Origin of the sequence: Streptomyces uncialis (genome assembly GCF_001905345.1) — a bacterium.
Classification (GTDB): Bacteria; Actinomycetota; Actinomycetes; order Streptomycetales; family Streptomycetaceae; genus Streptomyces; species Streptomyces uncialis.
Genome location: NZ_LFBV01000003.1, coordinates 195,529 through 209,225, shown reverse-complemented (window position 1 = coordinate 209,225; position 13,697 = coordinate 195,529). Strand labels below are relative to the sequence as shown.

The following is a 13,697-nucleotide window of genomic DNA, read 5'->3' as shown; positions in this document are numbered from 1 at the left end:
CGACCACACGTGCGGTGGAGCTGTGGCAGCCGACGGACGAAGACGGACACTCCCACCGAACCCGGCCCCGACGGGATACCAGTATGTACCACCGATATCGGAGCGCTTCCCGGGGCGGCCTCAGTGGTGCCTCCGCGGAGCCTCTGCGGCACCTCAAGAGCATTGACGGACGATGACGGGTGCGGAGTTGGCGGGGTCGGGGGCCCAGCCGGTGACGATGGGCTTGTCGGCGGCGGCAGTGCCGGGAGTTCGAGTTCGGCGGCGGAAGCGGAGGCGCGTCGGCGGCCCGTGCGACTCCGAGGCTCTGGAGTGTGGCCCCCGGCAGATCAATCGCCGTTAAAGTAACGGCCGTTGGCGTGCTGGGCGGGGCGGACCGGGGCGGGCGGAAATGCACAGCGACAGGGTGAAGCAGGCGCAGCCGGAGCGTCGATTCGGGCCGTTCACGGTGCTCGGGGAGTTGGCCAGTGGCGGCATGGGGAGGGTGTATCTGGCGACCACCGCGGGCGGTCGGACGGTCGCGGTGAAGACGTTGCTGGCCGACAACGCGAGCGGTGTCGTAGCCCAGGCGGACCGGCGCCGCTTCGCCCGCGAGGTGGCGCTCGCACAGCGGGTGCAGGGGGTCTACACCGCGAGTGTGGTCGCCGCGGACGCGCACGCGCCGATGCCGTGGATGGCCACCGAGTACATCGCGGCCCCTTCCCTGCGAGACCTGGTGGCCGGCTGCGGAACCCTTCGACCGCAGGCCTTGTACTGGGTGGCCGCGGGTATCGCGGAGGCGCTGGTGAGTATCCATGCCGCGGGGCTGGTGCACCGTGATGTGAAGCCGTCGAACGTGCTGCTCCCCATCGACGGCCCCCGGGTCATCGACTTCGGGATCTCCCATGCCGTCGACATGACGAGGACGCAGGCCGTGCTGGGCACGGTCGCGTTCGCCGCGCCCGAGCAGGCCCAGGGGCAGGCCAGCACATCCGCCTCGGATGTCTTCTCGCTGGGCGCCACGCTTTTCCATCTGGCGGTCGGCCGGGCCCCGTACCGGGACGGCGGCTCCGGCCCGGCGATGGAACAACTGGTACGGGCGGCGACCGGCGACCTCGATGTGTCCGGGCTGGCGCCCGAACTCCACGCCCTGATCCTGCCGTGTCTCGCGCTCGACCCCGCTCACCGCCCGACGCCTGCCCGGATCCTGGAGGAATGCGCGGGGCAGTTGAGGCGTCGGCCGACCGGCCAGGGCGGCAGGCATTGGCTGGACCCGGCCTGGACCAGCGAGATCGAACGGTATGGCGAGCGCCGGTCGCGCGAGGTGGAGGACGCGCGGCGGCGGGTGGACCCGGACGCGCCGACCGGGCCGGTAGGAGCGCCCCGGCGCACCACAGTGCTGCCGTCCCCGCCCCAGCACGAGCACGTGCCGCCCGGCGGGCGAGGCGCACGAGGACGTCTCTGGGCCATCGGTTCGGGGGCGGCGGCGGTCGTCATGGTGGGGGCGCTGCTGCTCTGGCGGCCCTGGCAGGAAACCGGCGGGCCGACCCTCGCGGCGCCGGCTGAACCGGTGGGCTTCTACGCCGTGGACAGCAAGGTCAAAGGCGTGTGCTCCACCGATTCCCCGGATCAACCCATGGTCTCTCCCGGTACCGAACCGCCACGGTCCTACACCGCGGACGACCGCAGCGCGTGCGCCACCGTCTCCACGCCTGGCGGCCTGGAGGTGAGGAAGCTGGACGGTGTCCGCACCTTCGAGGACACCGAATCAGGCAGGGACTGGATCGTCGAGATCACGTTCAACAGCAAGGACGCAGAACGGTTCTCCGACCTGACCGGTCAGGTCGCGGGCCGGCCGGAGCCACGCAACCAGATCGCCATCGTCATGGGCGACCGGATGCTCGCCAACCCCGTCATCGCGGAGCGCTTGACGGGCCGCACCATCCCGATCGCGATCCGCCTCACCACAGCACAGGCCAAGATCCTGGCCGAAGCCCTCGGCGCCCGCTGACTCCACGACGGCGAGCGTTCAGCACCCGGTTCCCGTCACTGAACCTCCGGTCGACGTGGTCGGGCGTTCGTCGCGCTCGCCGCGCCGCGGGGCGTGATGCCGACTTCCCGGCAGGGCGGCGGCCAACGTTCTCCAGCGCTTCGGCATCCGCAGATGTCTCGCCGCCGAGGATCCCCGTTCTTCATGGTGCTGCGATGTGGAAAGCCCCGAACCCGCCCTCGCCGCCCCGGATCTGCACCTGGTGATGTGCTGTGCGATGTACACCGTTACCTGTACGCGGTGCTGAGCTGCACGGTCACTGGGGAATCGAACCCCCGCGTTGCTCTTCACGCGCCAGGAGTGGGCCGGAAAACCGCCGGCCCTCGGGTGTGTGCACGCCTCCGAAGCTGCTACCTGCTCCACATCGTCCCGGCCTGCCGGACTGTTCAGTCCAGCAGATCGACCTCCCAGTTCGTACGCTGGATCCGCACATCGACCTCGCGGATCTCCCGGGCGAGCGCATCCGCCTGTCCGCGCAGTTCCGCGACCGGCAGCGCGGAAAGCATCATCAGCTCGGACCGGAGCTGCCGGCCGTGTCCCCGCTCGCCCTTGCCCGCCGCCGCGTCCGCCGCCGAGGTGATCACGGAGTGCCGCAACCGCAGGACATCCCGGCGGGCGAGGGCATCGGTGAGCGTGCCGTCCGGCCCCATTTCCACCGTGGCATTCGTCCGGTTGATCCGTCTGATCAACGTTTCCAGAGCGTCCAACACCTCACCGGCCTCAGCCAACAGCCGAGCCGCGTCCTCGGCGGGTGTCTCCCCTTCCTGGTAACGCGCACTGCTGACGACGCGCGCCCGCAGCTGTTCCACGCGGCGCGTCGCCTCCGCACGTTCTGCCAGTGCCTCGGCAAGCTTCACCGTCTTCCCCTCCCTCCATGAGCTCGCACGAGTATAAGAGCGCGAACCAGCCCATACGCATCCGATTTTTTTGCTCCGCCAGAGCCCTGACCAGCCGCTGGAGCGAGAACGGGCAGCCGACGAGACAATGCGTTCGCCACCATGCGGTCGCCGAAGGCGAGCCGGTACGGCAGCATCCGGGCAGGTCCGATGACGAGGAGCGCGGTGATCACCCAGGGCGTGAGGACCACGGCACCATGCGAAGCCTGCGGCGGCATCCTGATACGCGACACCGGCCAGTTCCTCGACCAAGGAACGCTGTGGTGGGGCACGGAGGGAACCTGCCGGAACTGCCCCGCCGCCTGGTGCGAGCAGGACAGCGGCGGCGCGACTCCCGAGGAGATCCGCCAGGCACTCCTGACGGAACACGGCCCCGCCCGACTCCGGCTGACAGCACCCGAAGCGAACCGAGTGACCGTCCTGCGCGTGCTGCGAGAAGTGCACGAGCTGTCTCCGGCACAAGCACGGGCGAGGGCAGGGGAGTTGAGAACTTCCGGGTTGGTGGGCACTCTCGTCGAGATGGAACTCATAGCCGCCCGGCTTCGGGCCCGCTCCGTAGCGGTGACCGTCGAGACGTCACCCAGCTGACCGGTACGACGAACGGCATACCGGACGAGACACCCACCGTCCCGGGAACAGTCTCCCGTTCCGCGGCGTCGAGGAACGGGCCGCCGGTGGTGGTCGACGTCACCCACCGCAGGTAGTGCCGCCCGATGTCCGTGTATCCGTATGTCCCTCTTGGCCTGTGCGGTGGGTCAGGGCAGGATCTCGACGTACCCGTCGGTTCCGTGCACACGGATACGCTGCCCGTCGCGGATCAGCCGGGTGGCCCGCTCCACGCCCACGACGGCGGGCAGGCCGTACTCCCGGGCGATCACCGCGCCGTGGGTCATCAAGCCGCCCACCTCCGTCACCAGTCCCGCGATCCCGACGAACAGCGGGGTCCAGCCGGGGTCCGTGCACGCCGTGACCAGGATGTCGCCCGCCGCGAGATCGGCCTCCGCCAGGTCGAGGACGACGCGGGCCCTTCCTTCGACGGTCCCGGCGGAGACCGGTACGCCGATCAGGGCACCGGCCGGCACGTCGTCGCGCCGGTAGACCCCGGCGACCGCCTCGCCGTCCGAGGTGAGCACCCGGGGCGGTGTGAGCGCGTGGTACGACCGGAACGCGTCCTTGCGTTCTTGGATGAGCCGCTCATCCACCTGGTTGGAGCGCACGACGTCGTGGAACTCCTGGAACGTGAGGTGGAAGACGTCCTCCTTCTCAGCAAGCACACCGGCCCGCACCAAGCGCTCGGCCTCCGCCAGCAAGGCCTGCTTGTAGACGAAGTAGCGGCTGACGATGCCGTACTTCGGGTACTCCCGGTACCCGATGAAGGTCCGGACCCGGTCGATCATCCGCTTGGCCTCGTCGGCCTTCCGCTCCCCGTCCGGCAGGTCCCGCAAGCGCGACAGCAGGTCCTGTTCCTTCTGCTGGGCCTCCCGCCGCCCGTGTTCGAAGCGCCGCTCGGAGGCACCCGGCTCGAAGTTCCTGACATTGTCCAGGATGGCGGGCACGAGCGTGGAGGGGCGCTCGCGCCAGCGCGGCCTCGTGATGTCGATCTCGCCGATGCAGCGCATGCCGTACCGGTCCAGGTAGTCCTCGATCGCGTCGCGCGCCTCGGCCCCGCCCGGGAGCTTCGCCAGCTCGTCCAGGAAGCCCTCGTCCTCGACGCCCTCCAGCAACGCCACCACCTCCGGATGCGGGCGGATCACGTCCGCGACATCGAGCAGCGCCAGCCCCATCTCCGACGTGACGTTGTCGGGGGCGGACAGCGTCAGGGTGTCGGCCGCGTTCTTCTCTCCCAGCCATTCCAGCAGCTTGTCGTTGAGCCACCGCGTGGCATCCATCCCCGCCATGATCGCCTGAAAGTTCAGCGGATCACCGAGGATCCGCTTGTGCTCCTCGAAGGCCTCCAGCAGGAAGTCGAACAGCGCCGGTCCGCTCTTGGTCCGGATGTCGCGCCCCAGGGCGGCGATGGACGCCTGGCTGCGCTCGATCAGCCCGGCGACGATGGCCGGATCGGTCTCGACAGGGACGGGCGCGTCGGCAGGCGGCCTGCCGGGATCCGCGTCCGGGAGCGACGGGACGAAGCCGTCGCGGTCCAGGACGGTCTCCAGCGCGTCCCTGATCAGCAGATCGTCCTTCCCCAGCGCGTCCAGGAGTCCGGCGCGGCTCGCTGGTGACGCCAGGCGCCGGGTGACGTCGACGAACAGCCTTCCACCGGCCGTGTGCATCGGCACCAGGGCCGTCAGCTGCCACATGGAGAGCCCCAGGGGCTTCATGGGATCGGTCATCATCTGCCCGTGACCGACGGAGACGTAGACGTGATTCTCCTGGTCGCCGGTCTCGGGGGCAGGGAAAAGCGTCGTGATCGGCCGACTCTGAACCATCTGGAAGTCATCGTTCAGCAGACACCATTCGATGTCCTGCGGGCGGCCGAAGTGCGCCTCGATCCGCCGCCCGAGCTCAACGAGCCGTACGACCTGCGCATCCGTCAGCGTCGGCTCTCCCTGGCGCCGCGGGTCGATCGCCACTTCCTCCGTACCACCGGTCGGCCTGGCGTGAACAGCGCGCTGTTTGGCGGCGACCGCTTTGGCGACGATCTCGCCGTCGCGCATCTTGAACACGTCAGGGTTCACCAGGCCGGAGACCAGGGCCTCACCGAGGCCGAAGCCGGCGTCCACCGTGGCGACCTTCCGGTTGCCCGTGAGGGGGTCCGCCGTGAACAGGATGCCCGCCGCATGCGGGAAGACCATCCGCTGCACCACCACGGCCATGCGGACCGTACGGTGGTCGATGCCGTTCCGCCGGCGGTAGGTCACGGCCCGCTCGGTGAACAGCGAGGCCCAGCACCGGCTGATGTGCTGAAGGACCGCCGCGGGCCCCACGACGTTCAGATACGTGTCCTGCTGGCCGGCGAAGGACGCTGTCGGCAGGTCCTCCGCCGTCGCGCTGGACCGGACGGCGTAGCCGGACTCCTCGCCGAGCCGTGCGAGCGCCCGGGTGATCGCCGTCGCGAGATCGTCCGGGAGGGCGATCCCCTCGATGGTCCGGCGGATCCTTGCGCTGAGCGTACGGATCGCCTCCCGGTCATCCGGGTCCAGGCGCGACAGCCGATCGAGTTGATCATCGATGGACGGCGCTTCCGCCATGATCCGCCGGAAGGCGTCCGTCGTCACGCAGAAGCCGTCCGGCACGCGGATGCCTTCGATCCGGGACAGCCCGCCCAGGTGCGCGCCCTTGCCGCCGACGACCGCGACCTGCGTCTCGTCGACCTCTTGAAGATCCAACACGTACTGCTCGATCATCGCGGTACCTCCGGAACAGTCGTGTCCTGTCGCATTGCGCCGGCCGGTCGAATGACCGGCGCCTCCAGCTCTGCCGAACCTCTTGTCGCGCACGTCCTCATCCCTTGGTTGTCTTCCCTCCGACGGTTCGGCCGGTCCGCCCAGCCGAGCGGCGCGCGAGTCGGCCGACCGAGCCGCCCGGCCGAGCACCGCGGACCCCTCCGCACTCCCGTACCACCGCCCCGAGCGCTCACGACCACGCTGCCGGTTCCAGCGCTGGCCCGACGCCACCGCGTCCCCGTACGTCGACAGCGGCACAGGCACGTCGTCCCGCCGTTCCCGCAGGTCGTGGCCTCGGCTGAGGATTCTGCGCCATGACGGGGGCCTTGCCGCAAGCCCCCCGGTGCGCTATACCTTGAGCACGGCAAGGAGAGACCTCCTTGCCGTTGCGTTTTGCCTCCGCGGTGATCCATCAGTCGTTCAGGCCGCGATCGTGGCGCGACGCCCTGCCCGGCGAACACCCTTCTCAGTGCGGATACGGGCCCGCTCGCGTCGTTCGGCCGCGAGGGTGCTCCCGCCTGGCGGCCGGATGCCTTGTGGGCGGCGTCGGCCTGGCCCCCGGGATCGTTCCACGCCCCAACTCGGCTCACCGATAGGGTCGTTGACCATGACTCGAACGCCCACGCCTTTGTCGGACGAACTGTTCGACTACCTGTGCGTCAACGGGAGCCCGCCCGACGCCGTGCAATCCCGGCTGATCGCCGAGACCGCCACTCTCGGACACGAGGCCCGACTCCAGATCTCGCCCGACGAAGGCGCCTTCCTGACCCTTCTGACCAAGCTGACGGGAGCCCGCACCGCCCTGGAGATCGGAACCTTCACCGGCTACTCCGCCTTGGCCATCGCCCGCGGACTCGGTGAGGACGGCCGTCTGACCTGTCTGGACATCAGCGAGGAATGGACCCGGATCGCCCGCCGCCACTGGCGGGCCGCCGGAGTCCAGGACCGCATCGAACTCCGTCTCGGCCCGGCCTTGGACACCCTCACGTCCCTGCCCGACGAGCCGGCCTACGACCTGGTCTTCATCGACGCCGACTACGAGAACTACACCGCGTACTGGGAACAGGTGGTGCCCCGCGTCCGGCCCGGCGGAGTGATCCTGGTCGACAACGTCCTCTACCACGGGCGCGTCATCGACCCCGACGACACCGCCGGGACCACCCAGGCGGTCCGGCAGCTCAACGAACGCGTCCGCACCGACGACCGCGTCGAAGCCACCATGATCCATATCGCCGACGGACTCACCCTCGCCCGCAAGAAGTAGCCGTCCCCCGACCCCGTAGCCGGGCCACCCGGTCATTCCCGCTCGGCGGTGTCCGGTTGCGGCCTCCCCGCGCATCGCCAGGGCTTGGCGCCGGTCTGCCCTCCGGTGCCCCTCGATCTCGAACCCGCACGACACCGCAGCTCTCAACAGCGCGATAGTCGGCATCTTCGCCCTCCAAGGGGGAGAGGATGCCGAGGAGGAGAGATCCCCGTACCTCCGACCGAAAGGCACTCCATGGCGGACGAGTTGCTCATCCGTAAGATCGGCCACGGTTTCGACCATCTCGACCGGGACGGTGACGGCCGCCTCACGGAACACGACCACGTTCTGATGGGGCGGTCGGTCGCCGCCTCCCTCGGACACGCGGGGGGTTCACCAGCCGAGCAGCAAGTGGTCGCCGCCTACCTGGCGATCTGGTGCGACCTGCATCTGCCTCATCTGCCGCCGGGGGCGGACGCGGTGACCCGGGCGGAGTTCATCGTGTCCACCCGGTCGCTGGCGGACGATCCCGCGGCGGCCCGCGCGACGCTCGGCGCCCTCGCGGAGGCGTTCCTGGCGGTCGCCGACACCGACGGCGACGGGAGGGTGGACGGGGAGGAGTTCTTCGCTTTCCAGCACGGCCACTTCCCCGCCCTGACGCGGGAGGCCGCCGCCGAGGCGTTTCGTCACCTCGACCGGGACGGTGACGGGACCCTCTCCCGGGAGGAGTTCATAGGCGGCCTCATCGAATTCTGGACGAGCCGTGACCCCGAGGCCCCCGGCACCTGGTGGACCGGAACAACCTGCTTCCCGGACAACTGAGCCTCCAACCGGGCCCGTTCGACCCCGGCAGCGGGATCGCCCCGGCCGGTCCTTCGGCTCGTACGGCCCTGGGCGCGGGACCAGGCCCGTACCGGAGTACGGGCCTGGCTTGGTACGCCGCGCGATCGAACAGCACCTGCATGAGGGGGCGTTGGAATATGCGCGTGGCTTCGATGCCTCTGGGGGAGCCGGCGCCAGCGGCGTGCGTGACGGCACGCACGCCGCCGACGCGTTTCGGGGGACCTGGGCACCTTGACGTGGCGTCGTGCGGCCGATAGTCAAGGCGGGCGGCTTTGGTATAGACCAGGCTGCCGTACCGGCCCGCTCGAATCGCGCTCGTTCCCTGCCTGGGAGGCAGCAATGCGAAGACCACCGGCGTCGCTGATCGCCATCGTTCTGGGGTTCCTCACCCTGCTGCTCGCCCCACCCGCCACCGCGAGCAGCCCGCTCGCCCAGGTGACCGCGGAGTTCCGCAAGACCTCGTCCTGGGAGAGCGGTTACCAGGGCGGCTACACCATCAAGAACGGCAGCCGCACCCGACTGGACGGCTGGAGCGTCGCGTTCACCCTTCCGGCGAACACCACGGTCAGTACCCAGTGGGACGCCCGTCTCACCCGTGAAGGGTCCCGTCATGTCTTCAGCGACGCGGGCTACAACGGCACATTGGCACCCGGCGCGTCCGTTACGTTCGGCTGGGTGGCCACCGGCCACGGAGTCCCCGCGCACTGCGTCCTCAACAACGGCGGACCCTGCGACAACGGCTCCGACACCACACCGCCCTCGGTTCCGACGGGCGTCACCGTCACCTCGGTCGAGGAATCCGCGCTCCAGATCGGCTGGACGGCGTCCACCGACGACCGGAGCACGCCCCTGACCTACGAGATATCCCTCGACGGGGCAGCCCCCGTCACCGTCGTCGGTGCCACGTCCTACCGGGTCACCGGTCTCAGCCCCGCCACCGGCTACCTGCTCCGCGTCCGCGCGAAGGACGCCGCAGGCAACACCTCCGCGTACAGCCCCGCGGTCACGGGCCGGACGGGCGATCCCCGTCCCCGCCCCCGGACCATGCCCACCGCGCCCTACGTCGACATGGGCGCCTGGCCCACCCCGAGCCTGCCCACCCTGGCCTCGGAGAGCGGGCTCAAGAACTTCAGTCTCGGCTTCATCACCGCCACCACCTGCAAGGCGATGTGGTTCAACCACTTCGATCCGCGCACCGGCTGGGCCGGTGCGGACATCGCCGCGCTGCGGGCGTCCGGGGGCGAGGTGAAGGTGTCCTTCGGCGGAGCGGGCGGCAGGGAGCTGGCCCAGACCTCCGACTCGGTGGACGCGCTGTTCGCCGAGTACGACGCCGTGGTCACCCAGTACGACCTCAAGTACGTCGACTTCGACATCGAGGGCTCCGCCACCGCCGACCCGGTATCCATCGCCCGCCGCTCGGCCGCGCTCGCCCGGCTGCAACAGGCCCACCCCGGCCTGCGGATCTCGCTCACCCTGCCGGTCACCCCCAGCGGGCTGACGGCCACCGGACTCTCCGTGGTGGCCTCCGCCCGGGACGCGGGCGCCGAGTTGGACATCGTCAACATCATGACGATGGACTACTTCATGGTCATCGACTACGGAGACGCCGCCCTGAGTGCCGCCGAGGCCACCGTCGCCCAGCTGAGGTCGCTCTACCCGGCCGGTGACGACGCCCGGCTCTGGGGCATGCTCGGTGTCACCCCCATGCTCGGGGAGAACGACGACCACCAGATCTACGACCAGGCCGACACCCGTCAGCTCGTCGCCTTCGCGCGCAGCCGCGGACTCGGCATGATCTCCTACTGGGACGTCACCCGCGACCGCAACGCCTGCACCGGGGGCCATCTCTCCCTGTGCACCAACATCCCCCAGTCGCCCTACGAGTTCTCCCGTATCGCTGCCGCCTACACCGGCTGACCCGGCCCCGTGTCCGCGCCCGCCCGCCCACCTCGCGAGGGGCGGGCGCGGACAAAGGGTGCCATCCCGTGCACCCGGTTCCCGCACGCACTCCAGCACACTCATCAACTTTGACTAGAGTGGTCAACTTTGACTACTCTGCCGCCATGGCTGAGAAGACGATTCCCCTCCTGCCCTGCCGGTCGGAGCTGATCGAGCCGCTGCTCGACTTCTACACCGCGCTGGGGTTCGGGACGACGTTCCACCAGAAGAGCCCCTACGCGTACGTGGTGGTCGAACGGGGCACCGTGGAGCTCCAGTTCCTCGGCATGAAGGAGTACGACCCCGCCGCCTCGTACTCCGGTTGCTACATCCTCACCGACGACGTGGAGGGCCTGTACGAGGCGTTCCGCAGCGGCCTCAAGAGCGCGTACGGAAGGATTCCCGCCCGCGGGCTGCCGCGCATCGGGCCGCTGAAGGACATGTCCTACGGGGTGCGGCAGTTCCTGATGACCGACCCCACGGGCAACTCCATCCGGATCGGCCAGCCGATCAGCGACGACGGCAGTCACCGCCCCCTGCCCGCGGAGACCTTCGCCCGCGCGCTGCATCTGGCCGATCTCTTCGTGGACTCCAAGGAGGACCTGCCCGGAGCGGTGCGGATCGTCGACCGGGCACTCGCGCAGACCGGCAAGCGGCCCACCCCCGCGCAGTCGCTGCGGCTGCTGGTCCTCCGCGGCGATCTCGCGCAACGGCTCGGCGACGACGGAACGGCCCGCTCCATGCTGGACCGGGCCGCCTCGGTGGCGGCCGCGGACCTCGCCGACCCCGCCGCCCTCGCGGAGCTGACCGAGGAGGAGCGGGGGGCGGTGCGCGACGCCGTGGCCAGGCTCGCGGAGCTGCGTGGCTAACTGATCGTTTCAGAGTGGGGTTCGGAGTCGGTGGAGGCATATGAGGCTGCAGGCCGGTCCGGGCAGGCCCTGGTGGAGATCGGCAGGTCGCTCGTGTCGGATACGGAGCCGTTTGAAACTGGTGGAGCCGGGTGAAGGCGCGCTCGGCCACCCATCGCACTCTGCCCGGTCCGGAGCCGTGGGCGACGCCGTGTCGGGCGGTCATGGGTCCGATACCGCGCTTCCACAGCAGGCGGCGGTACGTGTCGAAGTCGTAGCCACGGTCCGCGTACAGGCGTCGGGGCATATGGGTTGTTGCCCTCCGCCGGATTTCCCAGGAGGTCCCATTCGTTAGTCAGCCACTGGTCGCCAACGCCCTGCCTCCTTGAGAGCTACGCGCACTGCCCACGCGGTCATCACGAGCGCCAGCGTGATCACTATTGTGACGCTCCAGCCGATGAGTGTGACGGGGAGTCCTTCGGCGCGAATGGGAGGGCCTTGCATGGGCAGGGTGAGCACTACCGCGGCGCAGACGCCGATGAGTGTCGCGCAGAGGAAGGCACCGAGGAAGACGAGCAGTGTTGTCCAGGCAAATAGACGTCTGTTTCCCGCCATAACGATGGTGGGTGCCAAGGATTTAGAGAAGCGCAGGAACTCGGCCATGTTGGCGAGGCAGGTGGCAAAAGCAAGGATCGCCAACGTGGCCATCGCGAACATGGGGAGCCACCAGTTGTGTTCCCGGTAGAGGGCTAGTGTAGCTGTCCACTCGTCGCCGGGGACGGTGACGTGCCATCCCGGCATGAGAGTCTGGTTGGCCAGGTGCTTGACCGTTGGCGGGTCAACTTTGTGGCCTTCGGGAGCGATGGCCTGGAGCATACGCAGGTTCTTTGTGGTAGCGACGGCGCCCCGCTCGATGGCGACTGTGCCGTCGGCCATGGTGTCCGCTGCTTGCAGCAGCGCCCGCCCGCGGTTGGAGTGGACCTTTTGAGCGGAGGCAGTCAGGACTTGTCCATCCTTGGACGGGACGGGCAAGCCTGCTTGTCTCAGGGCTGCGTCACCACCAAGAACGCGAGTCCTTTTCTGCGCCCCAGGGCTATCGTTGTTGTAGACAGCCAGTACCTTCTGCTCGCCGGGCAGTGCGGTGATGAAGGACTGCAGTTGTTGGAGCGAGTTGCGGTCCACCCCGTCCACCACTACGGCGGAGGAGTCGAGCATCCGCTGGGTTGCCAGAGCCTCAGCGTCGGACTCCGTGGTTCGGTTGTTCCAGGTGTAGAGCTGGGCCGACAGACCGATCAGGAGAACGATGCTGGTGACGACACGGGTGACGGCAGCCGGGCTGGCTGCGACCCACCGCCCGGCGAGCAGGGCCACCGGATGTCCCCCGCGTCGTCCCCACCACCCGGTGAGTCGGCCCAGTTGCGTGGTGAGGGCTGACAGAGCAGCGGGAAGCATCAGCAACGCGGTCAGGGAACCAGCAGCGTAGGGCAACAGGAACAGCATTTCGTTGTCCTGAGCGCTGAACAGGCTCGGACCGAAGAAGGCAACGGCGAATGCCACAGGACACAGCCATCGCGCGGTGCGTACCAGTGCACGGCCCTGGCCTATGCCTGGGCGGGCCCCGATGACACCAGCGGTGCGCGGCTTGACGGTGACTGCTGCTGTGAGTACGACGAGTGCGGCCAGGCCCGCGCTGCCGAAGAACGGCAGCAGGTGCGGCTGCAGATAGTCGACGGTCATGACGTAATTGACCCTGGGCAAGTTCCAGTTGGTGCCTTGCCAGACATACATCGCCAGGACGGCCAGCGCGGCTCCGGCGAGGATCGGTGGTGCTGTTTCACCGAGGTCGACGAGAAGCCTGTGTCGCCGGGAGGCTCCCATCGCGTGGAGTACCGACTGGCGTCGGTCTCGCTTCACGGAGCCTGTGCGGCATGCGATGACGGTGAGAGCAAGGGCGGGGACCAGACACGTCGCAGTGATGAGGACGTAGAAGCCGGTGGCCGGCTGAATGTTCAGCGGCTCCCCGAAGACAGTTCCCTCAGGATTTCCCCACGCCGAGACGTAGAGCCCTTCCTTCATGGGCTTGGCCGGGCGTACGTAGATGAGGGGCTCGGAAAGGCTGGCCAGCCCTTCGAGTTCCAAACGAGCGTCCATCTCTCCGTAGCGAGAGGTGATGCCCTCGTGTCGGCCAGCCAGTTCGGCGCCATAGGACACTGCAGAGTGGCCCGGTGCCGGCCAGTACCGAAGCCCCGGGGGCGGCGGCGCGTCCTTGCGGAGAGGCTGGATGTAGATCACGGAGTACTGCCGTCCTTCGACAGTGTCAGCCGATTCCATCCAGCGTGCGATGGCCTGTTCTGCCTGCTGCTCAGGGACGGTGACCGGGCTGCGTGCCTCTTGCGCGGCGGCACGGCCTGAATAGGTGGCCGACACCACGACGCAGGCCGCAAAGGACAACGCCAGCACGAGCGTTGCCACACACATGGCGACCAGCCGGATCCTTCCGCTCTCCGCACCCTG

Annotated in this window: 9 protein-coding genes; 6 read left to right on the top strand and 3 right to left on the bottom strand. The window is 68.9% G+C overall.

The window, feature by feature from the left end; genetic code table 11:
• Positions 1-388: 388 nt before the first annotated feature.
• Entirely contained in the window at positions 389-1,987 is a 1,599-nt protein-coding gene (locus AB852_RS40235) for a serine/threonine-protein kinase (protein WP_079184619.1), read from the top strand.
• A gap of 425 nt (positions 1,988-2,412) precedes the next feature.
• Here AB852_RS40235 and AB852_RS15030 read toward each other — a convergent pair whose 3' ends face one another.
• Positions 2,413-2,883 (bottom strand): DIP1984 family protein, encoded by a 471-nt coding sequence (locus AB852_RS15030; protein WP_073788237.1) that lies wholly within the window; start codon positions 2,881-2,883, stop codon positions 2,413-2,415.
• A 189-nt stretch (positions 2,884-3,072) separates the two neighbouring features.
• On the opposite strand from AB852_RS15030, the gene AB852_RS15025 reads away from it, so the two are divergent.
• Complete coding sequence (locus AB852_RS15025) at positions 3,073-3,510, top strand: hypothetical protein (protein WP_245876789.1); 438 nt, start codon at positions 3,073-3,075, stop codon at positions 3,508-3,510.
• Positions 3,511-3,677: 167 nt separating this feature from the next.
• Here AB852_RS15025 and rph read toward each other — a convergent pair whose 3' ends face one another.
• On the bottom strand, positions 3,678-6,272 hold the full coding sequence (gene rph, locus AB852_RS15020) for a rifamycin-inactivating phosphotransferase (RefSeq protein ID WP_073788235.1): 2,595 nt from the start codon (positions 6,270-6,272) through the stop codon (positions 3,678-3,680).
• 646 nt (positions 6,273-6,918) lie between these two features.
• Here rph and AB852_RS15015 point away from each other — a divergent pair.
• From AB852_RS15015 to AB852_RS15000, 4 genes are all read left to right on the top strand, one after another.
• Positions 6,919-7,575, top strand: coding sequence for an O-methyltransferase (locus tag AB852_RS15015; RefSeq protein WP_073788233.1), 657 nt, complete (start codon positions 6,919-6,921; stop codon positions 7,573-7,575).
• Positions 7,576-7,809: 234 nt separating this feature from the next.
• Complete coding sequence (locus tag AB852_RS15010; protein WP_073788230.1) at positions 7,810-8,376, top strand: EF-hand domain-containing protein; 567 nt, start codon at positions 7,810-7,812, stop codon at positions 8,374-8,376.
• 360 nt (positions 8,377-8,736) lie between these two features.
• Complete coding sequence (locus tag AB852_RS15005) at positions 8,737-10,314, top strand: cellulose binding domain-containing protein (protein ID WP_073788228.1); 1,578 nt, start codon at positions 8,737-8,739, stop codon at positions 10,312-10,314.
• A 146-nt stretch (positions 10,315-10,460) separates the two neighbouring features.
• Positions 10,461-11,204: a bleomycin resistance protein gene (locus tag AB852_RS15000; RefSeq protein ID WP_073788225.1), complete on the top strand. Its 744-nt coding sequence runs from the start codon at positions 10,461-10,463 to the stop codon at positions 11,202-11,204.
• A gap of 330 nt (positions 11,205-11,534) precedes the next feature.
• On the opposite strand, the gene AB852_RS14990 is transcribed toward AB852_RS15000, so the two are convergent.
• Positions 11,535-13,655 (bottom strand): FtsX-like permease family protein, encoded by a 2,121-nt coding sequence (locus AB852_RS14990; RefSeq protein ID WP_143201235.1) that lies wholly within the window; start codon positions 13,653-13,655, stop codon positions 11,535-11,537.
• Positions 13,656-13,697 lie beyond the last annotated feature (42 nt).